This window comes from Bradyrhizobium sp. HKCCYLRH2060 (genome assembly GCF_051168135.1).
Taxonomy (GTDB): domain Bacteria; phylum Pseudomonadota; class Alphaproteobacteria; order Rhizobiales; family Xanthobacteraceae; genus Bradyrhizobium.
This window is the reverse complement of the sequence record NZ_JBNPUK010000015.1, coordinates 44,013-66,301: the sequence shown is the minus strand read 5'-3', so window position 1 is coordinate 66,301 and position 22,289 is coordinate 44,013. Positions and strand designations below refer to the sequence as shown.

The following is a 22,289-nucleotide window of genomic DNA, read 5'->3' as shown; positions in this document are numbered from 1 at the left end:
TCTATGCATCCGCCCGAAGGCCATTTGTCAGGAGAGCGGATCGAACGGCGCGCCGCTGCGTGAAGCGGGCGGTGCGCCGAGGGGGAAAGTTCTGAAGGGAGCGCGACGGCATGAAGATGTCGAAAGGCCAATTGGGCGCCTTGCTGGGGTTGGCCGTAACGGGCGTGACGCTCGTGTCGGGTGGAGCGGCGTTTGCTGAAACGGGCCAGCCGGCGCCATGGGAAGTCAAGCTGCAGGAGGCCGCGACGCCGGTGATGGAGAACATCACCTGGTTCCACGGCCTGCTTCTGACGATCATCACCATCATCACGCTGTTCGTGCTGGCGCTGCTGATCGCCGTGGTGGTCAAGTTCAACGCGCGCGCCAATCCGGTGCCGTCGCGGACGACCCACAACACGCTGATCGAGGTGGCCTGGACGCTGATCCCGGTGCTGATCCTGGTCATGATCGCGGTGCCGTCGTTCCGGCTGCTGTTCCTCGAGCTGGACGTGCCGAAGGCCGATATGACCATCAAGGCCACCGGCAAGCAGTGGTACTGGAGCTACGCCTATCCCGACAACGGCAAGTTCGAGTTCGACTCGCTGCTGGCGCAGGACAAGCAGCCGCGCCTGCTCGCCGTCGACAACGAGATGGTCGTGCCGGTCAATAAGGTGATTCGCGTTCAGACCACCGGCGCCGACGTGATCCACTCCTGGGCGATCCCGTCGTTCGGCGTCAAGATCGACGCCATTCCCGGCCGCCTCAACGAGACCTGGTTCAAGGCGACCAAGGTCGGCATGTATTACGGCCAGTGCTCCGAGCTGTGCGGCAAGGATCACGCCTACATGCCGATCGCGGTGCGCGTCGTGAGCGATCAGGAATTCACCGCCTGGGTCGAGGACGCCAAGAAGAAGTACGCCAGCGCGCCCACGAGCACCTATGCGTCGGCTGCGGGCGTGTCGCAGTAGCCGAGCGCGGATGAACGCTAAGATTGAGGGCCGCCTTGGCGGTCCACGGGGACACTGAGGATTGGACAATGGCGACGAACGTAGCGACCCATGCAGGCCATGACGATCACGCGCACGACCACCCGACCGGATGGCGGCGCTGGATCTATTCGACCAACCACAAAGACATCGGCACGATGTATCTGATCTTCGCGGTGTGCGCCGGCATCATCGGCCTCGCCATGTCGGTCGCGATCCGCATCGAGCTGATGTATCCGGGCGTGCAGCTCTTCCACGAGAACCACACCTACAACGTGTTCGTGACCTCGCACGGCCTGATCATGATCTTCTTCATGGTCATGCCGGCGATGATCGGCGGTTTCGGCAACTGGATGGTGCCGCTCATGATCGGCGCGCCGGACATGGCGTTCCCGCGGATGAACAACATCTCGTTCTGGCTGCTGCCCGCCTCGTTCGCGCTGCTGCTGACCTCGACCTTCGTCGAGGGCGAGCCCGGCGCCAACGGCGTCGGCGCCGGCTGGACGATGTATGTGCCGCTGTCGACCTCGGGTCATCCCGGACCGGCGGTGGACTTCGCGATCCTGTCGCTGCACCTTGCCGGCGCGTCGTCGATCCTCGGCTCGATCAACTTCATCACCACCATCTTCAACATGCGCGCGCCGGGCATGACCCTGCACAAGATGCCGCTGTTCGTGTGGTCGATCCTGGTGACGGTGTTCCTGCTGCTGCTGTCGCTGCCGGTGCTCGCCGGCGCCATCACCATGATGCTGACCGATCGCAATTTCGGCACCACCTTCTTCGATCCGGCCGGCGGCGGTGATCCGGTGCTGTTCCAGCACCTGTTCTGGTTCTTCGGCCATCCGGAAGTGTACATTCTGATCCTGCCCGGCTTCGGCATGATCAGCCAGATCGTGTCGACCTTCTCGCGCAAGCCCGTGTTCGGCTATCTCGGCATGGCCTACGCCATGGTCGCGATCGGCGGCATCGGCTTCGTGGTGTGGGCGCACCACATGTACACGGTCGGCATGTCCTCGGCGACGCAGGCCTATTTCGTCGCCGCCACCATGGTGATCGCGGTGCCCACCGGCGTGAAGATCTTCTCCTGGATCGCCACGATGTGGGGCGGCTCGATCGAGTTCCGTGCTCCGATGCTGTGGGCGGTGGGCTTCATCTTCCTGTTCACGGTCGGTGGCGTCACCGGCGTCGTGCTGGCGAACGCCGGCGTCGACCGCGTGCTGCAGGACACCTATTACGTCGTCGCGCACTTCCACTACGTGCTGTCGCTCGGCGCGGTGTTCGCCATCTTCGCGGGCTGGTACTACTGGTTCCCGAAGATGTTCGGCTACATGTACAACGAGACCATCGCCAAGGCGCACTTCTGGGTGACCTTCATCGGCGTGAACCTCGTGTTCTTCCCGCAGCACTTCCTCGGCCTGTCGGGCATGCCGCGCCGCTACATCGACTATCCCGATGCCTATGCCGGCTGGAACCTGGTCTCGTCGATCGGCTCCTACATCTCGGCCTTCGGTGTCCTGATCTTCATCTATGGGGTGGTCGACGCCTTCATGCGCAAGCAGCAGGCGGCGAACAATCCGTGGGGACCGGGCGCGACGACCTTGGAATGGACCCTGTCCTCGCCGCCGCCGTTCCACCAGTTCGAGGTGCTGCCGAAGGTGCAGTAACCCTGCTCTCGCGATGCGGCGCCGATCCGGCGCCGCATCGATGTCCGCCGGCAGCGCGCTCGACGGCGCGCCGTCGGGATCCTTGAAGCGAGGTGCTGACGCGACATGCGTCGGGGCCGTTTGAATTGAAGTCTGGATTCGTCGTGTCGGTCATTGATCAGAACGCCATTGCCGTCGGCCCGCGGATTTCCGAGGCCGATGTCGGCGATTATCTCGCGCTCCTCAAGCCGCGGGTGATGTCGCTCGTGATCTTCACGGCGCTGATCGGTCTGCTCATCGCTCCGGGCCATTTCCACCCGGTGCTCGCCATCACCTCGCTGCTGTGTATTGCGGTCGGGGCCGGCGCCTCCGGCGCGCTCAACATGGCGCTGGAAGGCGACATCGACTCGCTGATGTCGCGCACCGCCAACCGTCCGATCCCGCGCGGCCGCGTCACCCGCCAGGAAGCGCTGGCCTTCGGCATCACGCTGTCGTTCTTCTCGGTGCTGACGCTCGGCATCCTCGTCAACTGGTTCGCCGGCGCCCTGCTCGCCTTCACCATCTTCTTCTACGTCGTCGTCTACACGCTTTGGCTGAAGCGCTGGACCGCGCAGAACATCGTCATCGGCGGCGCCGCCGGCGCCCTGCCGCCGGTGGTCGCCTGGGTGTCGTCCACCGGATCGATCGCGCCGGAGCCGCTCTGGCTGTTCCTGATCATCTTCTTCTGGACCCCGCCGCATTTCTGGGCGCTGGCGCTGTTCCGCAGCGATGACTACGCCCGCGCCGGCGTGCCGATGCTGCCGGTGGTCGCCGGCCCGGACGCGACCCGGCTGCAGATCCTGCTCTACACCATCGTCCTGGTGGCGATCGCGGCTGCGCCGTGGCCGCTCGGCTATTTCGATGCCGTCTACGGCGTCGTCTCGCTGGCGCTCGGGGCTGGCATGCTGTGGCTCGCGGTCGAGGTGTTCCGCAAGCGCGAGCGCAGCGCCTCGCTGCGCGCCAACCGCAAGCTGTTCGCCTTCTCGATCCTTTATCTGTTCGTGCTGTTCGCGACGCTCGGACTCGAAGCGGTCGCGCGCATGATCGCGCCGCTGATCTGGTAAGGGGCGCGAGACTGGAAAACATGGCGACCACGATGGCGGATCGAAACGAGTCAGAGGGCATCGTCCTCACCGAGGCGCAGCTGCGCAGCCGGCGCCGCCGCTCGATCGCGATCGCGCTCGCGCTCGGCGTGCTGGTGGTGCTGTTCTTCGCGGTGACCATGGTGAAGGGTCCCGCGGTGCTGAATCGGCCGATGTAGAGACGCGATGCAGGACGGGACGAAGCAGACCGCGATGGAGACAACCGACCAGAACGTTCCGGCGACCGCGCCGGCCGCGCCGCGCCGCGGCCTCAGCCGCGATGCGCTGGTCGGCGGCATCTGCGGCGCCGTCGCGGTGCTGATGGTGGGCGCGGCCTATGCCGCCGTGCCGTTCTACAACTGGTTCTGCCGCGCCACCGGCTTCAACGGCACCACGCAGGTGGCGACATCAGCGCCATCCGCGGCGCCGCTGGCGCGCCGGATCTCCGTGCGCTTCGACTCCAATGTCGCCGGCGGTCTGCCCTGGAAGTTCGAGCCGGAGAAGACCGAGATCGATGTCGCGATCGGCGAGGTGGTCACGGTCTACTACAAGGTCACCAACGAGGCGGCGCGCACCACCATGGCGCAGGCGGCCTACAACGTGTCGCCGCTGACATCAGGCGCCTACTTCCAGAAGATCAACTGCTTCTGCTTTACCGAGCAGACCATGGCGCCGGGCGAGACCCGCGAGATGGCGGTGGTGTTCTACGTCGATCCGGCGATAGCAGCAGATCACGAGAACGACAGCTTGAAGACGATCACGCTGTCATACACCTTCTATCCCGTCCGCGACACGCCGAAGCCGGTCGCTGCGGGCGAGCCGGACAAGCCGCGGGGCAGCCTATGACTGTGACTGTGCGGAAATCCGATATCCGGGGACCATCGCTGTTGAACGACACCGTGCCGGCGCGACCGGCATCGATCTGGGGAGAGACTTGCCATGGCTGAGGCGCACGCCAAGCATCACGACTACCATCTCGTCGATCCGAGCCCTTGGCCGTTCGTCGGCTCGGTCTCGGCCTTCATCATGGCGTTCGGCGCGATCGGCTGGATGCACAAGATGTACGGCGCCGCGCCGATCGTGTTCGGCATCGGCACCATCGGCGTGCTCTACACCATGGCGAGCTGGTGGGGCGACGTCATCAAGGAAGCGCAGTACAAGGGCGACCACACCCGCGTGGTGCAGCTGCATCACCGCTACGGCATGATCCTGTTCATCGCCTCCGAGGTGATGTTCTTCGTCGCCTGGTTCTGGGCCTATTTCAATGCCGCGCTGTATCCGAACTACGAGGTGCAGGCGACCCGCGACGCCCTGTTCGGCGGCGTCTGGCCGCCGAAGGGCATCGAGACCTTCGATCCCTGGCATCTGCCGCTGCTCAACACGCTGATCCTGCTGACCTCGGGCACCACGGTGACCTGGGCGCACCACGCGCTGCTCGAGGGCGACCGCAAGGGCCTGAAATACGGCCTGATCCTCACCATCCTCCTGGGTGCGACCTTCACCTGCGTGCAGGCCTACGAGTACAGCCACGCGACGTTCTCGTTCGCCGGCCACGTCTACGGCTCGACCTTCTTCATGGCGACGGGCTTCCACGGCTTCCACGTCCTGGTCGGCACGATCTTCCTGATCGTCTGCCTGGCGCGTGCCTATGCCGGCCACTTCACGCCCAAGCAGCATCTCGGCTTCGAGTTCGCCGCCTGGTACTGGCACTTCGTCGACGTGGTCTGGCTGTTCCTGTTCATCTGCATCTACGTCTGGGGCCACGGCGCCGAGGCGATGGCCCACGGCGCGCACTGAAGCCGGCGCGCACCGGTTCCGTCGAACGTGCTAAGAAGGGGCGGCCGTCGGGCCGCCCTTTCTCGTTTGCGGCGGCGCCCGGCGGTTGATCGAAATGTGATCCGCCGTCGCCGCCTCCGGTTGTATCACCAGGGGGCGCCGCCCGGCCGCCCAGGGGCAAGACACCATGACCACGCATCCGCCCGTCACTTTGGCCCAGACCGTCCTGCGCGGGCTCGCCTGCCGCTGCCCGCGCTGCGGCCAGGGCAAGCTGTTCGACGGCTTCCTCAACCTGCGCAAGCGTTGCGAAGCCTGCGATCTCGACTATGCCTTCATCGACACCGGCGACGGTCCGGCGATCTTCATCATGATGCTTGCCGGCGCCATCGTGGTCGGCGCCGCCCTGATCGTCGAGGTGAAGTATCAGCCGCCGTTCTGGGTCCATGCCGCGCTCTGGGGGCCGCTGATCCTGGTGACGACGCTGCTGCCGCTGCGCGCGATGAAATCGCTGCTGATCGCCCTGCAATTCCACCACAAGGCCGCCCCCGGCCGTTTGGTGGACAAGACGCCGCGATGAACGGTCCGAGTTCCGCGGAGCGGCGCTCCGGTTTTGAAGCGCTGCTCAGGTCCTGCCGTTGCGGTCTGTCTCCCGGGACATGGGTCAAGCCGCTTCCGGACGCGGAAGAAAAGGTAAGCCCTCGCCGCAAACACGCTGCGCTCCCTCCCCCCTTGTGGGGGAGGGTTGGGGAGGGGGGTAGCCTCAACGGCAGTCTTTGCTGGGGCACCCCCACCCCCAACCCCTCCCCGCAAGGGGGAGGGGAGCGCACTGTCCGCGCGGTGAAAGCGGGAGGCTATCTCACGCGTGTGGACACCATCGAACTCAAGCCGGCGCGCAGCGTCGGAGTCGCCGCATGACCTCCGCCCGTCCCACCACCTCATCCCGCGCCTTCGCCGCCTTCACCTTCGTCATGGTCGCATTGTTCATCGGCCTCGGCGTCTGGCAATTGCAGCGCCGCGCCGAGAAGCATGCGTTGATCGCCGCGCTGACCGATCGCGTCGCTGCCGCACCCGCACCGCTGCCCCCGCCGGGCGACTGGCGCACGCTGACGCCGGAGCGCGACGAGTTCCGCCGCGTCAGCTTCACCGCGACCTATGCAAAGCTGCCGGATGCGATGGTCTACAGCGCCGGCTCGGCCGTGCGCGAGGACGTCTCCGGGCCGGGCACCTGGGCGTTCCTCCCCGCGCGCCTGGCGTCTGGCGAGACCGTCGTGATCGACGCCGGCTTCGTCGCCAACACGATGCAGGAACGCAGCATCCAGGACCGCCAGGTCGGCAAGCTCGTCACCGGCGAGCCCGTGACTTTCACCGGCTATCTGCGCTTCCCCGAGGCCGCCGGCCTGCTCACCGCGGCCGAGAGCCGCGACAAACGGCTGTGGTTCACGCGCGACCATCGCGCGATGGCCAGGACGCTCGGCTGGGGCGAGGTCGCGCCGTTCTACATCGACCTTGAAACGCCGGTGCCGGACAACGGCATCCCAAAACCCGGTCCGCTGTCGCCGCATCTGCGCGACGAGCACATGCAATACGCGATCACCTGGTTCTCACTCGCCGCGGCGCTGATCGTGGCCTTCGCGGTGTGGGCGAGGGGACGGCGCAGATCCGCTCGATGACGCGTAGCCCGCGTGAGCGACAGCGATATGGGGGCCGCTGTCGATCCCGCATGTCGCGGCCTGCTAAGAAGTCAAATATTGGTCAAGATGAGACGGGCGGCTGTCTTAGGAGCCGAAGTTGAGTGATGATGGTGTTGATCTTCTGCGGACATTCCGTGATCCGCTGATCGGGTTGCCACTTTCCCACGTGTGGCGAGGCGCTGGCTCGGCCATTTTCTTGGAGTTTGGGCATCTCACCAGCTGTACCCGGCGCGACGGAACGCTTGGTAATCCGGAGGGAGAGTTTGGCCTGATGATCGAGTGGAGCTGGCGTATCGAAGACAACTCGTCGATCTTGTGCGGAAGCTGGAGCGAGGAGTCCTTGTGGGCGGCAACATTTAATCACATCCGTAACAAGACCGTCGTGGAGTTTTCGGTCGTTGGACGATTACCCGAAATCGCCGTAGGTCTGTCGGATGAGCTCTACGTGACATCCTTCATGACAGCCGAAGGCGATCCGGCTTGGGTGCTGTTCGACCGACGAGAGGACGTCGTGAGAACATTGGGCGTTCGGCAGGGGCGTGTGGAGGCAGTAACCGCCAGCCGATGACCTCCTAGCCCGCATGAGCGAAGCGACATGCGGGTTCAGCACCGGCCCCCGCATGTCGCTTCGCTCATGCGGGCTACGGCGGGCAAAACGGCGCTTGACTTAGAGCGCGCTCGAACCCGTAGCCTGCCTGGCGTCGTGAATGGAGATAAAGCGCGCATGAAGATCGGCGAGCTGGCGAGGCAGTCGGGGCTGACGCCCCATACGATCCGCTACTACGAGCGGATCGGGCTGCTGCCCAGGGCCGATCGCGATCATGCCCGCCAGCGGGACTACGACGCATCGATCCTGACCTGGATCGAATTCCTCGGCCGCCTCAAGGCCACGGGAATGCCGATCCGGGACATGCTGCGCTACGCCGAGCTGCGCGCGGGCGGCGCTGCCACCGAGCCGGAACGATGCCGGCTGCTGGAGCGTCATCGCGAGGCGGTCCGGGCGCGCGTCGCCAGCCTGCAGGATTGCCTTCTCGTTCTCGACGGCAAGATCGCCGGCTATGCCGGCAGCAGCGAGAGGACGAACGACGATGACGCGATCAACGCCCAGCCAAGCCACGACGACGAGCCCGATGCCGGGCGGCACGCCATCCGGCGCCAACACCGATCAGGACCGGCTGGCGCGCGGCCGGCGCGCGCTCGATAGTATCGACGGCGAGGCCGGCCACAATGTGATCGCGGCGCTCGCCGACATCGCGCCGGACTTCGCCACCTACGTGATCGAGTTTCCGTTCGGCGACATCTATTCACGCCCCGGCCTCGATCTGCGCAGCCGCGAGATCGCGACCATCGCGGCGCTGACCGCGCTCGGCAATGCCAGCCCGCAGCTCAAGGTTCATATCCATGCTGGCCTCAATGTCGGCCTCAGCCGCGACGAGATCACCGAAGTGATCATGCAGATGGCGGTCTACGCCGGCTTCCCCGCCGCGCTCAACGGATTGTTCGCAGCCAAGGCGGTGTTTGCCGAGGCCGACGCGAAGGCCGGTGAGGCCGCCTCGGTTTGATTAGCGGGCTACGCACCGCGCCTCGCCACCGCGATCGTCGCGATTCTGCCCCGAGTCGCCCGACGGGCTATTCGCAACGGCATGAGCTGGCGTCCGATATCAAGAATTCGGCCGCGCCGGAAAACTGATTATGTAAGCATCCTCAACGCGCTGATGAGTTCAGCATCGACCGGCGGCAATTTTTTACTTTCATTTTTTCCGAAATCATGGTTGTCTATTCCCATTCCGCCTCGCCAGCGAGGGACGTACGCGTCGTCACGGACGTTGAGGTGGGATGCGATGGACGGGTCGGCTGCAACTGACGAGTGCGGCCGGCACGGACGGCGAAGTCGCGTGGTCCTGATACCCCGACGCTGGTATCAAGTTGGCGCTGGTGCCGATGCATCGCGTCGATGACGGTGGCCAAAAAGCCCGGTGCACCGAGGAGAGCGCGTATAAGTCGTAAGCCATCGCGCAGGGAAGGCCGGGTCGCTCTGGCTGAACCTGTGGTTCCTGCCCCGTGCATTCTTGTTCGCACGGGGGCCGCGGGTGCCAGCCGGCATCCGGTCTTCCCTGCGCCCTCCGTTCGAAGGAGGGAGACATTCCGCAAAGCTCGGGCGCCGATCGCGCCGCGAGACCGCTGCTCCGCGCGCCCCGGAATGACGAGGTGGAGAGGTCGTGCCGATATCCCATCGTTCGTTCGCGTGTTCGAAGTGTCCGGCTGAAAGCCGCAAGCACCGCCATCGTCCCCGCGACGGGGGGGATCCAGTACGCCGCAGCGGCGCGGGTGAGCATAGTCGCCGCGGCGTACCGGATCGCCCGGGTGAATCGGGCGATGACGGCGGAGCTGGCAGGATGGAGAGGTGGACCGACCAGGGCTGCCCATCTCGCGCGGGTCACCGTAACGCCGCCGTAACCCGTCCCCATGACGATCCCACCGGCAACAACCGGTTTCGCAGCCCGTCCAAAACCATTATGGTGCCGGACCATGTTGCCGCCGGGCGGTTCCGATTTCGAATTCAATCAACGGGTTATGGCCTGGTGACGCAGGTCAGGAGAGCGGTTTGACGCGCTATGTTTCGACCCGCGGGGAAGCCCCCGCGCTCACCTTCTGCGATGTGATGCTGACCGGGCTCGCCCGTGACGGCGGCCTGTACGTGCCCGAGACCTGGCCGCAGCTGACGCCGGCGACGATCGCGTCGTTCTTCGGCCGGCCCTATTGGGAGGTCGCCGTCGAGGTCATCAAGCCGTTCGTCGCCGGCGAGATTTCCGACGAGGAGCTCGGCCGCATGGCCAACGAGGCCTATGCGACCTTCCGTCACCCCGCCGTGGTGCCGCTCGACCAGACCGCGCCGCATCAGTTCGTGCTGGAGCTGTTCCACGGCCCGACCTTGGCGTTCAAGGACGTGGCGATGCAGCTGATCTCGCGGCTGATGGACCACGTGCTCGCCAAGCGCGGCGAGCGCACCACCATTGTCGTGGCGACGTCGGGAGATACCGGCGGCGCCGCGGTCGATGCGTTCGCCGGCCGCGACAATGCCGACCTCATCGTGCTGTTTCCGCATGGCCGCATCTCCGAGGTGCAGCGGCGGATGATGACCACGTCGGGCGCGGCGAACGTGCATGCGCTGGCCATCGAAGGTCATTTCGACGACTGCCAGGCGATCGTGAAGGGCCTGTTCAACCATCACGGCTTCCGCGATTCGGTCAGGCTGTCGGGCGTCAACTCGATCAACTGGGCGCGCGTCGTCGCCCAGGTGGTCTACTACTTCACTTCGGCGGTCGCGATCGGCGCGCCGCACCGCGCCGTCGACTTCACCGTGCCGACCGGCAATTTCGGCGACATCTTCGCCGGCTACGTCGCCAAGCGCATGGGTCTGCCGGTGCGCACCTTGCGCGTCGCGACCAATGTCAACGACATCCTCGCCCGGACGCTGACGACCGGCATCTACGAGGTGCGCGAAGTGCATGCGACGGCTTCGCCCTCGATGGACATCCAGGTGTCGTCGAATTTCGAGCGGCTGCTGTTCGAAGCCGGCGGCCGTGACGCCGGCACCGTGCGGCGGCTGATGGACGGCCTCAAGCAGTCCGGCCGCTTCGTGCTGCCGGATGCGATGCTGGCGGCGATCCGCGCCGATTTCGATGCCGGACGCGCCGACGAGACCGAGACCGCCGCTGCGATCCGCGCCGCCTTCCGCGAGGCCGGCGATCTCGTCGATCCGCATACGGCGGTGGCGCTGGCGGTGGCCGATCGCGACGGCACGGATCTGTCGGTGCCGAACATCGTGCTGTCGACGGCGCATCCCGCCAAATTCCCTGACGCGGTCGAGGCCGCCTGCGGGATGCGGCCGCATCTGCCGGTGTGGCTCGAAGGGCTGATGAGCAGGCGCGAGGACATCAGGATCATGCGGAACGACCAGGCCGAGGTGGAGAAGTTCATCCGCTCGGTCAGCCGGGCCGCCAAGCAGGGAATTGCATGATGGGTGTGGAAGTCACCAAGCTGCCGACGGGGCTGACGGTCGTCACCGACACGATGCCGCATCTGGAGACGGCCGCGCTCGGGGTCTGGGCCGGCGTCGGCGGCCGCGACGAAAAGCCGGATGAGCACGGCATCTCGCATCTGCTCGAGCACATGGCATTCAAGGGCACGACGACGCGCAGCGCCCGCGAGATCGTCGAGACGGTTGAGGCCGTCGGCGGCGATCTGAATGCCGGGACCTCGACCGAGACCACGGCCTATTACGCCCGCGTGCTGAAGGCCGACGTGCCGATGGCGCTGGACGTGCTCTCCGACATTCTCGCCAATCCGTCGTTCGTGCCGGAGGAGCTGGAGCGCGAGAAGAACGTGATCGTGCAGGAGATCGGCGCGGCACAGGATACGCCTGACGACGTCGTGTTCGAGCATCTCAACGAGCTGTGCTTTCCGGACCAGCCGATGGGCCGCTCGCTGCTCGGCACCGCCAAGACGCTGGAGGCGTTCGATCGCGACAAGCTGCACGGCTATCTGTCGACGCATTACCGCGGCCCCGACATGGTGGTCGCCGCCGCCGGTGCCGTCGACCATCAGCGGGTGGTCGAGGACGTGACGAAGCGCTTTGCGAGCTTCAATGGCGGCGAGGGGCCGAAGCCGCTGCCGGCGGCGTTCGGCAAGGGCGGCTCGCGGGTCGTGCATCGCGATCTCGAGCAGGCGCATCTGACGCTTGCGCTCGAGGGCGTGCCGCAGGCCGACCCGTCGCTGTTCTCGCTGCAGGTGTTCACCAACATCCTCGGCGGCGGCATGTCGTCCCGGCTGTTCCAGGAGGTGCGCGAGAACCGGGGGCTCTGCTACTCCGTCTACACGTTCCACGCGCCCTACAGCGACACGGGGTTCTTCGGCCTCTACACCGGGACCGATCCGGCCGACGCCCCCGAGATGATGGAGGTCGTGGTCGACATCATCGGCAATGCGGTGGAGACCCTGAGCGAGGCCGAGGTCGCCCGCGCCAAGGCGCAGATGAAGGCCGGGCTCTTGATGGCGCTTGAGAGCTGCAGCGCCCGTGCCGAGCAATTGGCGCGGCATATCCTGGCCTATGGCCGGCCGCAGACGTTGCAGGAGATGGTCGCCAAGATCGAGGCGGTCAGCGTCGAGAGCACGCGCGATGCGGCGCGGGCGCTGCTCGCACGCAGCAAGCCGGCGGTCGTCGCGCTCGGCACCGGCAGGGGTCTGGACACGGCGGTCACTTTCGCCGAAGGTCTGACCGGTTCGCGATCGAAGGCCCAACTGCACTGAGCGTGGTTCGGCTCGGTGCGGTCCGCGCGCATTTGAATCTCGCCAGATCTTGGCCTTGGAGATCTCGGCATTGGAGATCTGGGGTGGGTCGGAGCAGGCTTCGACCCGGAAAGAGCAGGGGGAGCATCACAGATGGCCCTGTTTCGCTTGCCATCCAACGGACCGGCTGCGCTGGCTCCGCGCGGCCAGGGCCTGCTGCTGCGTGCGCCGCAGATGGCCGATTACGCGCAATGGGCGCGGCTGCGCGAGATCAGCCGCGACTATCTCACGCCGTGGGAGCCGATCTGGCCGTCCGACGACCTGACGCGCTCCGGCTTCCGCCGCCGGCTGCGCCGCTATGCCGAGGACATCTCGGCCGACCGGTCCTATCCGTTCATTGTCTTCCGCGAGCAGGATGGCGCCATGCTCGGCGGCATCACGCTCGCCAATGTCCGCCGCGGCATCGTTCAGGCCGGCACCATCGGCTACTGGATGGGGCAGCCGTTCGCGCATCATGGCTACATGACGGCGGCGCTGCGGCTGCTGCTGCCGACCCTGTTCGGCGAGCTCAATCTGCACCGGGTCGAGGCGGCCTGCATCCCGACCAATATGCCGTCGATCCGCGTGCTGGAGAAATGCGGCTTCACCCGCGAGGGCTTGGCGCGTCGCTACCTCTGCATCAACGGGGTCTGGCAGGACCATTATCTCTACGGCCTGCTGCACGAGGATTTCCGGGGGTAGCAATCGTGATCGTGATTGCCGCGGGAGAGGCCGATCGGGGCTGGTTCCGGGCTCTGAAATGGGTATAGACGCCTTGGCTGGGCGACCGAGTTGCCGGGGATATCAGACGATGCGAGAGACGAGCGTGATCAGGGCTGGGACGTTGGCAGCCGTGCTGCTGGCCTTGGGAGCCGCGAGCGCGGCGCCGCCGGCCGCCGCCCAATCGCTGACCGACCGCTTCAAGAGCCTGTTCGGCGGCGGCTCGGACGACAAGGGGCAACAGAATCTGCCCGCCAGCGGCGGACCGCCGGTCGATCCGACCGATGGCCTGACCTGTCCGCCGGTCAATATTCGCGCCGGCGCCTCGACCTACGCCGTGGCCGCGCCCGGCAAGCAGGCGGTCGGCAACGACGTCCGGTTCCAGGCGTCGATCACCAAGACCGCGCGGGAATGTAATCTCAACGGGGCCGAGATCACCGCCAAGATCGGCATTCAGGGGCGCATCGTCGCCGGCCCCGCGGGCGCGCCGGCGAGCGTCGACATTCCGATGCGCATTGCCGTGGTCCAGGGCGGCATCGGCGAGAAGGTGATCGCGACCAAGTCGTATCGCACCACGGTGCAGATGACCGAGGACGGCAGCGTGCCGTTCACGATCGTCGCCGAGGACATGGTCTATCCGGTGCCGCCGCCCGGCGCCAATGCCGACAATTACGTCTTCTACATCGGCTTCGACCCGCAGGCCCTGACCCCGGAGCGGCCGCACGGCAAGAAGCGGAGGTGACGATTGCCCTTGCGCGAAGCGGTCGCCGGAGAGTGTGAATAGCAAAAGGCCGGTGCGATGGAATCGCACCGGCCTTTTGAAGATGATGGATGAGATGGGCTGCCGCTCAGTTCAGCTTGCGGCCGACTTCGGCGATGCCCTTGGCGACGAGGTCTTCGCCAAGAGCGCCCTTGACCGACTGCGACAGCACGGTCGCTGCGGCCTGGACGGCGGCCTCCGCCGCAGCGGACCTGACGTCGGCGAGAGCCTGGGCCTCGGCGAGGGCGATCTTGCCCTCGGCGGCCTTGGTGCGACGGGCGACGAAGTCTTCCATCTTGGCCTTGGCCTCCGCCGCGATGCGCTCGGCTTCCGCCTTTGCGCTGGTGACGATCTCCTCGGCCTCACGCTCGGCGCTGGCGCGGCGGGTCTTGTAATCGGCGAGCACCTTGGCCGCCTCTTCCTTGAGCCGCTTGGCCTCCGCCAGCTCGTTCCTGATGCGCTCGGCGCGGTGGTCGAGCGCCGTCAGGACCATGCGGTGGACACCGAGATAGGCGAACAGGCCCATCAGGATCACGAAGGCGATCGCGACCCAGGTTTCCGGATCAGCAAGCAAATGCATCAGGCTGTTCCCTTCAACGATGCATCCACCGCAGCCTCGACCGTCTTGGCTGCGGGGGCCTTGCCGGTGAGCTGCTTCACGATCGCGCTGGCTGCATCTGCGGCGATGCCGCGGACATTGCTCATTGCGGTCGTGCGCGTGGTGGCGATGGATGCCTCAGCCGCCGCGAGCTTGGCTGCGAGGCTGTCTTCCAGCGCCTTGCGCTCGGCGTCCGAAGAGGCCGCGAGCTTCTCGCGGGTCTCGGCTCCGATCGCCTGGGCACGGGCACGAGCCGTCGCCAGCTCGCTCTCATATGCCTTCATCGCGGCTTCGGATTCATCCTTCAGCCGCTGCGCTTCAGCCAGATCGCCGTCGATTGACTTCTGGCGGGCGTCGATGACGGCCCCGACCTTCGGCAGCGCCACACGCGAGACGATCACGTACAGCGCCACGAAGGCGATCACCAGGGAGACGATCTGGGAGGGAAAGGTTTCCTTCGAGAACGGAGGGAAACCATGCCCGCTATCGGCCTCCGTATGGGCGCTTGCGGTGCCCTTGGCCTCGCCGCCCTTGGCTTCGCCATGACTTTCAGCCACGGGCTTCTCCTGTCCGGCTCAGGCCGTCTTAGACGGCGTACAGCAGGAGCAGCGCGATCAGCAGCGAGAAGATGCCGAGCGCTTCGGTCACCGCGAAGCCGAAAATCAGGTTGCCGAACTGGCCCTGGGCGGCCGACGGATTGCGCAGAGCGGCCGACAGGTAGTTGCCGAAGATGATGCCGATGCCGGCACCCGCGCCACCCATGCCGATGCAGGCAATGCCCGCGCCAATGTACTTCGCTGCAACCGGATCCATGAAACGAACTCCTTTGAGGGGTTTGGTAGAGAGGGCCGGATCAGTGGCCCGGATGGATAGCATCGTTGAGATAGATGCAGGTGAGGATCGTGAAGACGTAGGCCTGGAGGAACGCGACCATCAGCTCGAGGCCGGTCAGCGCGACCGTGAGGCCGAGCGGCAACAGCGCGCCGACCTTGCCGACGAAGCCGAGCGCACCGAGCATGGTCACGAAGCTCGCGAACACCTTCAGGGTGACGTGGCCGGCCAGCATGTTGGCGAACAGACGGACGCTGTGCGAGATCGGACGGGAGAAGAAGGAGATGATTTCGATCACGACCACCAGCGGCAGGATCACCGCGGGGATGCCGGAGGGGACGAACAGCTTAAAGAACTTCAGGCCGTTCTTGTAGAAGCCGTAGATGATGACCGTCAGGAACACCAGCAGCGCCAGCGCGAAGGTGACGATGATGTGGCTGGAGACGGTGAAGGTGTAGGGGATGATGCCGACGATGTTCGAGACGAAGATGAACATGAACAGCGAGAACACCAGCGGGAAGAACGTCATGCCGTGCGAGCCGGCGCTGGTTCTGATGGTGTTGGCGACGAATTCGTAGGACAGCTCGACCACCGACTGGAACCGGCCCGGCACGAGCGCGCGCCCTGCGGCCATCATCATGACGGCGATCAGCACGACCGCGAGCAGCATGTACGCGGACGAATTGGTGAAGGCGATCTCCTGATTGCCGATGTGGCCGATCGTGAAGATCTTGTTGAGGTGGAATTGATGGATCGGATCGATCATCCGCGTGGCGTCTCAGTTGTTCACCGGCCACGCCGGCGCTTTGCAATTCACTCGTTGGTCTTCCGCGCCGAGGTCTTCCGCGCATGTCTCACTGGCGGGGCCTGTCGGGAGCTATGCCTGCGGATCTCACCACGTTCAACACGCCGGCCGCGAAGCCGAGCAGGAAAAACAGGATGAATCCAAAGGGCGATGTCGACAGCAAGCGGTCGAAGCCCCAGCCAAGCACCGCACCGACGAGGACACCGGCGATCAACTCGGAGGACAGTCGCAGGCCACGCGCCATGGCCGAAGCCCGGGCTGCAGTGTCACCGCCGCCGTTTCCAGGTTGATCAGCCCCGATCTTTCGGCCGTCGCGAAATTCGGACAACCGATGGTCGAGACTTCCGAGCCTTGCGGAAAGCGCAGCCTCATCGGGCGACTTGTCGCGATCCCCGTGTCCGCCGCTCTCGTTCGTGCCATCCGCCATGTGCTTATCCGCCATGTGTGGAGACCCGATCCGTTGCCGCGAGTGTCAGGAAATAGCGCCCCATCGCCCTTTGAAGCCGCGCGGACCATACTGACCGCATCCCCCCAAGTCAAGATTGCGTGTTGAACTGTTAGATGCCTGATTCTGCTCGTCTTCTCGGCTTTTTCGTCAGATCGGTCGCGCGTGTCACCGCGCCGCATCAACAGTGTTCTGTGCAACTGCGATCTTGCCCCTGTCAGGGCCCTCTGATCCGATGTCGCTGAACTCCAACCATCACGGGAACCCGCATGTCGCGCCAGATCGATTACTATTTCTCGCTGCAGTCGCCATGGGCCTATATCGGCCACCGGCTGTTCCGCGACATCGCCGCGAGCCACGGCGCGAGCGTCAACCTCAAGCCGGTCATGCTGGTGGATCTGTTCGCCGAGACCGGCGGGCTTCCGCTGGCCAAGCGCCATCCGGCGCGGCAGCGCTATCGCATCGTCGAGCTGAAGCGGTGGCGCGACAAGCGCGGTCTCGATTTCCACATCCAGCCGAGCAACTGGCCGTTCAATGCCCGGCTCGCCGACGGCGTCGTCATTGCGGCGCAGCAGGCCGGCCTCGATCCGGAGCCCTATCTGCAGCGCGCCTTCCCGGCCATCTGGGAGCAGCAGCTCAATCTTGCGGATGCCGAGGTGATCGCCGGCCTGGCCGATGCAGCCGGACTGCCGGGCCGCGATCTCGTGACGCAGGCGGCGACGGACGTGGTCGGGGCGGCCTACGAGCAGAACCGGCAGGACGCGATCGCGGCCGACGTGTTCGGCTCGCCGGCCTATGTGCTGGACGGCGAGATCTTCTGGGGGCAGGACCGCCTCGAGCTGCTGGCGGACGCGTTGAAATCCGGTCGCTCCGCCTATACGTCCGAAACATAGGTGCGGCCTGTGGCAGCGGATCGCACCTGAGGCAACGTCATGGCCGCGACACAATGTCGGCGTGCATGGCGGCGGTTGCGAATGCGCCTGGGAGAGCCAGCCATGAGTCTCACGAAGCCCTACCGGCCGCCCCTCCTCGCGCTGCTGGCGTTGAGCTGCCTGGGCGGAGAGGCGTTTGCGGTCGAGGACACAACGCCTGACGGCGACAAGGGACGCTACACGATGTCGACGACATCGGACGGCGTGATTCGGCTCGATACCAAGACCGGTGCGGTCTCGATGTGCAACAACAGCAGTGGATCGGGCTTTGCCTGTTACGCGGTGCCTGATGAGCGCGCCGCGCTGGACGCCGAGATCGGCCGTCTGCAGGCGGAGAATGAAAAGCTCAAGGGCCAGCTCGCGTCGCGCGACCAGAGCATCTCCGGCAAGATCGACGAGCCGCTGCCGAAGGACCAGGCGCTGCCCAAGTCCGATCAATTGAAGAAGGCGGAGCCTCGAGCCGGAGAGTCGAAGTCTGCTGACGGAACGCGAAAGCTCGAGATCCCGCTGCCCAGCGACCAGGACATGGACCGCATGATGGGGTTCCTCGAGCAGGCGTGGCGGCGGCTGCTCGACATGGCGACGCGGGTGCAGAAGGACGTCTCGGGCAGGATCTGAGACCGCTTCGAGGAGGCTGCATCCATGTCGGCACGATCGGCCTCGCGCACGGCACCTTCGGTTGTTGCGATCGATACGGTGGTGACGTCGATTCTGACGGTGCAGACTTCGGGCCGCGGCTTCACCGATCTCACGCGCGAGGTCGAGGCATTCCTGCGTGAAGTCTCCGCCAGGGAAGGCGCGGTGACCCTGTTCGTTCGCCACACCTCGGCGTCGCTGACGATCCAGGAGAATGCCGATCCCACCGTGCTGCACGATCTCACCACGGCGCTGGCGCGGCTGGCGCCGGAGGATGCCGGCTGGGTGCACGACACCGAGGGGCCCGACGACATGCCGGCGCACATCAAGACCATGCTGAGCTCGGTCTCGCTGCAGGTGCCGGTGCAGGACGGCCGCATGATACTCGGCACCTGGCAGGCGCTCTATCTGATCGAGCATCGCGCGCGTCCGCATCGGCGCGAGCTGGTGTTGCAGTTCATCGGCGCGGCCTGAGGCCATAAAGAGAAAATCCGTGGGTCTGAAATGCGGAACGGCCGCGGAGTGATCCGCGGCCGTTCGCTCGGAGGAGATGCGGGCGGAGGTGCTGCCCGCGTCCTGATCAGTGCTGCTGGATGTCGACGTCCTTGGTCTCCGGCAGGAACAGGAAGCCGACGACCGCCGTGATCACCGCGAAGAAGATCGGGTACCACAGGCCGGCATAGATGTCGCCGGTCGAGGCCACGATCGCGAAGGCGGTTGCCGGCAGCAGGCCGCCGAACCAGCCGTTGCCGATGTGGTAGGGCAGCGACATCGAGGTGTAGCGGATCTTGGTCGGGAACAGCTCGACCAGCATCGCGGCGATCGGGCCGTACACCATGGTGACGAAGATCACCAGGATGAACAGCAGGCCGATGATCGCGGCGACCTGCGGACGGAAGACGTCGAACGGATGCGCCATCTTCACGATCGACGGATCACCCGCCTTCGGATAGCCGGCCTGGCCGATCGCGGCCGTCAGCGCCGGGTTGCTGGTCTTCGCATCGGTGTAGGGCACTTCCTTTCCGTTGAAGGTGACCTTCACGCCGGAGCCGGCCGGACCATAAACGGTCGAGTACTTGACCGAGGACTGGGCCAGGAAGGCGCGGGCGGTGTCGCAAGGCGCGGTGAAGACGCGGGTGCCGACCGGGTTGAACAGATCGCCGCAGCCGGCGGGATCAGCCACCACTTCCACCTTCGTCGCCTCGATCGCCTTCTCCAGCGCCGGGTTGGCGTTGGTGGTGATCATCTTGAAGATCGGGAAGAAGGTCAGCGCCGCGATCAGACAGCCGCCCATGATGATCGGCTTGCGGCCGATCTTGTCGGACAGCATGCCGAACACGATGAAGAAGCCGGTGCCGAGCAGCAGCGACCAGGCGATCAGCAGGTTGGCGGTGTAGCCGTCGACCTTCAGGATCGATTGCAGGAAGAACAGCGCGTAGAACTGGCCGGTGTACCAGACCACGCCCTGGCCCATCGTGGCGCCGATCAGCGCCAGCAACACGATCTTGGCGTTGCCCCAGTTCGCGAACGCTTCCGTCAGCGGCGCCTTCGAGCTCTTGCCCTCGTCCTTCATCTTCTGGAACACGGGCGATTCGTTCAGGCGCAGACGGATCCAGACGGAGACGCCAAGCAGCAGCACCGAGACCAGGAACGGAATGCGCCAGCCCCATTTGGCGAAGTCGGCCTCGCCGATGATGGTGCGGGTGAACAGGATGACCAGCAGCGACAGGAACAGGCCCATCGTCGCCGTCGTCTGGATGAAGGAGGTGTAGTAGCCGCGCTTGCCCATCGGGGCGTGCTCGGCGACATAGGTCGCGGCACCGCCATACTCGCCGCCGAGCGCGAGGCCCTGCAGCAGGCGCAGGCCGATCAGGATCACCGGCGCCGCGAAGCCGATGGTCGCGGCGTTCGGCAGCAGGCCGACGATGAAGGTCGACAGGCCCATGATCAGGATCGTGACCAGGAAGGTGTATTTGCGGCCGACGATGTCGCCGATGCGGCCGAACACGATGGCGCCGAACGGACGCACCAGGAAGCCGGCGGCGAAGGCGAGCAGTGCGAAAATGTCGCGGGTGGCCGGCGGATAGTCGCTGAAGAACTGCGCGCCGATGATCGAGGCCAGCGACCCGTAGAGATAGAAGTCGTACCACTCGAAGACGGTGCCGAGAGAGGAGGCCAGAATGACGAAGCGTTCGTCCTTCGTCATGCCTCCAGCTCTCGCTTGTGTGGCTACCATTGTTGACATCGGCATTCGCTCCCCATGATTGTTGTGATGATGGCTTTCGCCTCCGCATGCCGGACTTGGACGGCGCAGGTCGCGGAGACCTTGCTCTTCAGTAACATTGCAGTGAAACCCGCCCCAATACGACTTTCGGCTCTGCCCTCTGCGGCGCGCGGGAAAGATGGGGACATTGCGGCGGATCAAGTTCGCTGAGCGGCGGTCGCGCTATCGATGTTGCGTTGCACAAGGTTCGGATTAACCGCCTTCCCTGCAAGTGGAATTGCACGCTTGCATGCAACCGGTGGCCGGGCGAGTATTTTACGGAAAACCGGGCGCGTGCAGTTGCAGCATGTCGTCGGTCTCGCAAGGTCAAGTCTGGATTCATGGCGGCTGCCAGCACTCATCTCGTCATTGCCGATGATCACCCGTTGTTCCGCAACGCCTTGCGGCAGGCGGTCGCGAGCGTGCTCGCGGAGGCCGTGGTCGACGAGGCCGGCTCGTTCGAGGACCTCACCGCTTTGCTGGAAAAGGATTCCGAGGTCGATCTGGTGCTGCTCGACCTCACCATGCCCGGCATCTCCGGCTTCTCGGGCCTGATCTATCTGCGCGCGCAATATCCGGCGATCCCGGTCGTCATCGTGTCGGCGAGCGACGACGGCGCGACGATCCGCCGCTCGCTCGATTTCGGCGCCTCCGGCTTCATCCCGAAGCGGTTCGGCGTCGACACCTTGCGCGATGCCATCAAGAAGGTGATGGACGGCGAGGTCTGGGTGCCGCCCGACACCGACCTGGCCGCCGGCGCCGATCCTGAAATGACCAGGCTGCGCGACCGCCTGGTCACCTTGACCCCGCAGCAGGTGCGCGTGCTGATGATGCTGTCGCAGGGCCTGCTCAACAAGCAGATCGCCTACGAGCTCGGCGTCTCCGAGGCGACCATCAAGGCGCACGTCTCGGCCATTCTGCAGAAGCTCGGCGTCGAGAGCCGGACCCAGGCGGTGATCGCGGCCGCGAAGATCGCGGGCAGCGCCTGGCGGCAGGATACGCCGACGGGGAAGTGACGGTCGCATCGCGCTAGGTAGCGTCACCCCGGGCAGGCTGCTGTGCGGCGGCCACGTGTGATTGCCAAACGAGCTTTCAATTGGTTTGCTCGTCATGCGCGGGCTTGTCCCGCGCATCCACGTCGCGCATCGTGCGCCGAAATGCGTGGATAGCCGGGACAAGCCCGGCCATGACGACAATGAGGATTGTACGATTGCGCTCCGGCTCGGTGCGCAGCGTCGGCCGATCGTGTCGGACCATCCGTGGTCACGCATTGAACGACTGCGTTCAACTTCGGATCTCCTTTCGCGACACACCTTCGCAGCCTCGCGGCGCCATCGGCGTCCGAGCTTTGCTGATCTTTCGCCCTCTCGAAAGCAGAGGGCGCAGGGAAGGCCGGGCGCTGGCCGCGCCCGTGGCCCGCCTGCAGAAAAAAAGCAGGCGGCAGTCACCACAGGTCTGGCCGAACACGCCCGGCCCTCCCTGCGCGATGGTTTTGACGGCTGCTCCGAGCTCTCCCCGGGGACCGGCGTTCTTGCCCCCGTCATCCGCAACATCGTCGTCACGGACTTGGCATCAGCACCGGGATGCCAGGACCACACGGCTTGACCGTGCGCGCCGGATCGTTCGTCCGCAGGCCAAAGCCCGCTGCGAGCCGACGCGCCCACCGCATCCCGCGCCCCACGTTCGTGACGATCGCGAAGCGCCCCTCATGGCGGGCACGGGATGGCGCGACGTGTATCATGATTTCGGGGAAAAAGAAATAAGATTCGACGGGC

The 22,289-nt window shown here is 65.5% G+C and carries 25 protein-coding genes; 19 read left to right on the top strand and 6 right to left on the bottom strand.

What is annotated here, in order from left to right; genetic code table 11:
• The first annotated feature begins 110 nt into the window (after window positions 1-110).
• The 15 genes from coxB (at window position 111) to ACQR10_RS25765 (ending at window position 13,986) form a co-directional block, all read left to right on the top strand.
• Entirely contained in the window at window positions 111-947 is an 837-nt protein-coding gene (gene coxB / locus ACQR10_RS25835) for a cytochrome c oxidase subunit II (RefSeq protein WP_316218187.1), read from the top strand.
• 68 nt (window positions 948-1,015) lie between these two features.
• On the top strand, window positions 1,016-2,629 hold the full coding sequence (gene ctaD / locus ACQR10_RS25830; RefSeq protein WP_316218188.1) for a cytochrome c oxidase subunit I: 1,614 nt from the start codon (window positions 1,016-1,018) through the stop codon (window positions 2,627-2,629).
• Between the two features lie 143 nt (window positions 2,630-2,772).
• Window positions 2,773-3,711, top strand: a complete 939-nt coding sequence (locus ACQR10_RS25825; RefSeq protein WP_316218189.1) for a heme o synthase — start codon at window positions 2,773-2,775, stop codon at window positions 3,709-3,711.
• A 20-nt stretch (window positions 3,712-3,731) separates the two neighbouring features.
• A complete protein-coding gene (locus ACQR10_RS25820; RefSeq protein WP_315801539.1) occupies window positions 3,732-3,908 on the top strand; it encodes a CoxF protein in 177 nt (58 codons plus the stop codon).
• A gap of 34 nt (window positions 3,909-3,942) precedes the next feature.
• Window positions 3,943-4,575 (top strand): cytochrome c oxidase assembly protein, encoded by a 633-nt coding sequence (locus tag ACQR10_RS25815; RefSeq protein WP_315801762.1) that lies wholly within the window; start codon window positions 3,943-3,945, stop codon window positions 4,573-4,575.
• Window positions 4,576-4,668: 93 nt separating this feature from the next.
• Window positions 4,669-5,526 (top strand): cytochrome c oxidase subunit 3, encoded by an 858-nt coding sequence (locus ACQR10_RS25810; protein ID WP_315801538.1) that lies wholly within the window; start codon window positions 4,669-4,671, stop codon window positions 5,524-5,526.
• A 166-nt stretch (window positions 5,527-5,692) separates the two neighbouring features.
• Window positions 5,693-6,082, top strand: a complete 390-nt coding sequence (locus ACQR10_RS25805; RefSeq protein WP_315717920.1) for a DUF983 domain-containing protein — start codon at window positions 5,693-5,695, stop codon at window positions 6,080-6,082.
• A 334-nt stretch (window positions 6,083-6,416) separates the two neighbouring features.
• Window positions 6,417-7,175 (top strand): SURF1 family protein, encoded by a 759-nt coding sequence (locus ACQR10_RS25800; RefSeq protein WP_316218190.1) that lies wholly within the window; start codon window positions 6,417-6,419, stop codon window positions 7,173-7,175.
• A gap of 118 nt (window positions 7,176-7,293) precedes the next feature.
• Window positions 7,294-7,764, top strand: coding sequence for a hypothetical protein (locus ACQR10_RS25795; protein WP_316218191.1), 471 nt, complete (start codon window positions 7,294-7,296; stop codon window positions 7,762-7,764).
• Window positions 7,765-7,920: 156 nt separating this feature from the next.
• Window positions 7,921-8,400, top strand: a complete 480-nt coding sequence (locus tag ACQR10_RS25790) for a MerR family transcriptional regulator (RefSeq protein ID WP_316218192.1) — start codon at window positions 7,921-7,923, stop codon at window positions 8,398-8,400.
• Window positions 8,327-8,758: a carboxymuconolactone decarboxylase family protein gene (locus tag ACQR10_RS25785; RefSeq protein WP_316218193.1), complete on the top strand. Its 432-nt coding sequence runs from the start codon at window positions 8,327-8,329 to the stop codon at window positions 8,756-8,758. The genes ACQR10_RS25790 and ACQR10_RS25785 overlap by 74 nt, the downstream gene beginning before the upstream one ends.
• A 1,043-nt stretch (window positions 8,759-9,801) precedes the next feature.
• Window positions 9,802-11,217, top strand: a complete 1,416-nt coding sequence (gene thrC / locus ACQR10_RS25780) for a threonine synthase (RefSeq protein ID WP_316218194.1) — start codon at window positions 9,802-9,804, stop codon at window positions 11,215-11,217.
• Complete coding sequence (locus ACQR10_RS25775) at window positions 11,217-12,506, top strand: M16 family metallopeptidase (protein WP_315801761.1); 1,290 nt, start codon at window positions 11,217-11,219, stop codon at window positions 12,504-12,506. Before thrC ends, ACQR10_RS25775 begins: the two co-directional genes overlap by 1 nt.
• A gap of 132 nt (window positions 12,507-12,638) precedes the next feature.
• Window positions 12,639-13,226, top strand: coding sequence for a GNAT family N-acetyltransferase (locus ACQR10_RS25770; RefSeq protein ID WP_316181937.1), 588 nt, complete (start codon window positions 12,639-12,641; stop codon window positions 13,224-13,226).
• A gap of 142 nt (window positions 13,227-13,368) precedes the next feature.
• Entirely contained in the window at window positions 13,369-13,986 is a 618-nt protein-coding gene (locus ACQR10_RS25765) for a hypothetical protein (RefSeq protein WP_315801760.1), read from the top strand.
• Window positions 13,987-14,092: 106 nt separating this feature from the next.
• On the opposite strand, the gene ACQR10_RS25760 is transcribed toward ACQR10_RS25765, so the two are convergent.
• The 5 genes from ACQR10_RS25760 to ACQR10_RS25740 all read right to left on the bottom strand — a co-directional run bounded on the left by ACQR10_RS25760 (window position 14,093) and on the right by ACQR10_RS25740 (window position 16,665).
• Window positions 14,093-14,584, bottom strand: coding sequence for a F0F1 ATP synthase subunit B family protein (locus ACQR10_RS25760; RefSeq protein ID WP_315801532.1), 492 nt, complete (start codon window positions 14,582-14,584; stop codon window positions 14,093-14,095).
• Window positions 14,584-15,159, bottom strand: a complete 576-nt coding sequence (locus tag ACQR10_RS25755; protein ID WP_316218195.1) for a F0F1 ATP synthase subunit B family protein — start codon at window positions 15,157-15,159, stop codon at window positions 14,584-14,586. The genes ACQR10_RS25760 and ACQR10_RS25755 overlap by 1 nt, the downstream gene beginning before the upstream one ends.
• Window positions 15,160-15,187: 28 nt before the next feature.
• Window positions 15,188-15,415, bottom strand: a complete 228-nt coding sequence (locus ACQR10_RS25750) for a F0F1 ATP synthase subunit C (RefSeq protein ID WP_006615622.1) — start codon at window positions 15,413-15,415, stop codon at window positions 15,188-15,190.
• Between the two features lie 40 nt (window positions 15,416-15,455).
• A complete protein-coding gene (locus ACQR10_RS25745) occupies window positions 15,456-16,199 on the bottom strand; it encodes a F0F1 ATP synthase subunit A (protein ID WP_316181934.1) in 744 nt (247 codons plus the stop codon).
• A gap of 88 nt (window positions 16,200-16,287) precedes the next feature.
• A complete protein-coding gene (locus tag ACQR10_RS25740) occupies window positions 16,288-16,665 on the bottom strand; it encodes an AtpZ/AtpI family protein (RefSeq protein WP_316182054.1) in 378 nt (125 codons plus the stop codon).
• Window positions 16,666-16,952: 287 nt separating this feature from the next.
• On the opposite strand from ACQR10_RS25740, the gene ACQR10_RS25735 reads away from it, so the two are divergent.
• From ACQR10_RS25735 to ACQR10_RS25725, 3 genes are all read left to right on the top strand, one after another.
• Window positions 16,953-17,576 (top strand): 2-hydroxychromene-2-carboxylate isomerase, encoded by a 624-nt coding sequence (locus tag ACQR10_RS25735; protein WP_316181932.1) that lies wholly within the window; start codon window positions 16,953-16,955, stop codon window positions 17,574-17,576.
• Window positions 17,577-17,678: 102 nt separating this feature from the next.
• A complete protein-coding gene (locus ACQR10_RS25730) occupies window positions 17,679-18,233 on the top strand; it encodes a hypothetical protein (protein WP_316181930.1) in 555 nt (184 codons plus the stop codon).
• A gap of 24 nt (window positions 18,234-18,257) precedes the next feature.
• A complete protein-coding gene (locus ACQR10_RS25725) occupies window positions 18,258-18,725 on the top strand; it encodes a secondary thiamine-phosphate synthase enzyme YjbQ (RefSeq protein ID WP_316181928.1) in 468 nt (155 codons plus the stop codon).
• Between the two features lie 106 nt (window positions 18,726-18,831).
• On the opposite strand, the gene ACQR10_RS25720 is transcribed toward ACQR10_RS25725, so the two are convergent.
• The gene (locus ACQR10_RS25720) at window positions 18,832-20,502 is read right to left on the bottom strand and encodes an MFS transporter (RefSeq protein ID WP_315801525.1); all 1,671 of its coding nucleotides are present in this window, start codon (window positions 20,500-20,502) and stop codon (window positions 18,832-18,834) included.
• A 353-nt stretch (window positions 20,503-20,855) separates the two neighbouring features.
• Here ACQR10_RS25720 and ACQR10_RS25715 point away from each other — a divergent pair, with 353 nt between their 5' ends.
• Window positions 20,856-21,530 carry a response regulator transcription factor gene (locus ACQR10_RS25715; RefSeq protein ID WP_316181924.1) on the top strand — a complete coding sequence of 225 codons (675 nt, stop codon included), beginning with the start codon at window positions 20,856-20,858 and terminating at the stop codon, window positions 21,528-21,530.
• The last annotated feature ends 759 nt before the right edge of the window (window positions 21,531-22,289 follow it).

Bases quoted from the DNA above. Each gene is read 5' to 3' on its own strand.
- coxB (WP_316218187.1), top strand. From the start codon at position 111: ATGAAGATGTCGAAAGGCCAATTGGGCGCCTTGCTGGGGTTGGCCGTA.
- ctaD (WP_316218188.1), top strand. From the start codon at position 1,016: ATGGCGACGAACGTAGCGACCCATGCAGGCCATGACGATCACGCGCAC.
- ACQR10_RS25820 (WP_315801539.1), top strand. From the start codon at position 3,732: ATGGCGACCACGATGGCGGATCGAAACGAGTCAGAGGGCATCGTCCTC.
- ACQR10_RS25815 (WP_315801762.1), top strand. From the start codon at position 3,943: ATGGAGACAACCGACCAGAACGTTCCGGCGACCGCGCCGGCCGCGCCG.
- ACQR10_RS25810 (WP_315801538.1), top strand. From the start codon at position 4,669: ATGGCTGAGGCGCACGCCAAGCATCACGACTACCATCTCGTCGATCCG.
- ACQR10_RS25805 (WP_315717920.1), top strand. From the start codon at position 5,693: ATGACCACGCATCCGCCCGTCACTTTGGCCCAGACCGTCCTGCGCGGG.
- ACQR10_RS25800 (WP_316218190.1), top strand. From the start codon at position 6,417: ATGACCTCCGCCCGTCCCACCACCTCATCCCGCGCCTTCGCCGCCTTC.
- ACQR10_RS25790 (WP_316218192.1), top strand. From the start codon at position 7,921: ATGAAGATCGGCGAGCTGGCGAGGCAGTCGGGGCTGACGCCCCATACG.
- ACQR10_RS25785 (WP_316218193.1), top strand. From the start codon at position 8,327: ATGCCGGGCGGCACGCCATCCGGCGCCAACACCGATCAGGACCGGCTG.
- ACQR10_RS25775 (WP_315801761.1), top strand. From the start codon at position 11,217: ATGGGTGTGGAAGTCACCAAGCTGCCGACGGGGCTGACGGTCGTCACC.
- ACQR10_RS25770 (WP_316181937.1), top strand. From the start codon at position 12,639: ATGGCCCTGTTTCGCTTGCCATCCAACGGACCGGCTGCGCTGGCTCCG.
- ACQR10_RS25760 (WP_315801532.1), bottom strand. From the start codon at position 14,584: ATGCATTTGCTTGCTGATCCGGAAACCTGGGTCGCGATCGCCTTCGTG.
- ACQR10_RS25750 (WP_006615622.1), bottom strand. From the start codon at position 15,415: ATGGATCCGGTTGCAGCGAAGTACATTGGCGCGGGCATTGCCTGCATC.
- ACQR10_RS25745 (WP_316181934.1), bottom strand. From the start codon at position 16,199: ATGATCGATCCGATCCATCAATTCCACCTCAACAAGATCTTCACGATC.
- ACQR10_RS25740 (WP_316182054.1), bottom strand. From the start codon at position 16,665: ATGGCGGATGGCACGAACGAGAGCGGCGGACACGGGGATCGCGACAAG.
- ACQR10_RS25735 (WP_316181932.1), top strand. From the start codon at position 16,953: ATGTCGCGCCAGATCGATTACTATTTCTCGCTGCAGTCGCCATGGGCC.
- ACQR10_RS25730 (WP_316181930.1), top strand. From the start codon at position 17,679: ATGAGTCTCACGAAGCCCTACCGGCCGCCCCTCCTCGCGCTGCTGGCG.
- ACQR10_RS25725 (WP_316181928.1), top strand. From the start codon at position 18,258: ATGTCGGCACGATCGGCCTCGCGCACGGCACCTTCGGTTGTTGCGATC.
- ACQR10_RS25720 (WP_315801525.1), bottom strand. From the start codon at position 20,502: ATGCCGATGTCAACAATGGTAGCCACACAAGCGAGAGCTGGAGGCATG.
- ACQR10_RS25715 (WP_316181924.1), top strand. From the start codon at position 20,856: ATGGCGGCTGCCAGCACTCATCTCGTCATTGCCGATGATCACCCGTTG.